Raw genomic sequence first — 206 nt, 5'->3', positions numbered from 1 at the left:
GACCGTACGCTCCATCGCGCCGCGCAGCCCCACCATCCCGGCCGGATCGATGGCGGCGGTGGACAGCAGCGGCACGCCGGTCAGCCCGTCCGCGTCGAGTAGTCGGCGCAGGTCGTCCAGGACCCGGGGCAACTCGGCCGGGGTGAGCCGGTCGGCCTGGTTGAGCACGACGACTGTGACGTCGCGGTGCCGGTGGAACTCGCGCA

At 73.3% G+C, this 206-nt stretch carries 1 pseudogene; it reads right to left on the bottom strand.

Annotation, left to right across the window (positions count from 1 at the left end):
- Nucleotides 1–206, bottom strand: a pseudogene (locus tag C7C45_RS33410) (ABC transporter); the annotation flags it as partial.

The sequence above is a fragment of the Micromonospora arborensis genome, assembly GCF_003205615.1.
GTDB lineage: Bacteria > Actinomycetota > Actinomycetes > Mycobacteriales > Micromonosporaceae > Micromonospora > Micromonospora arborensis.
The sequence above is the reverse complement of the archived record's forward strand: the minus strand, read 5'-3'. Positions and strand labels throughout refer to the sequence as shown.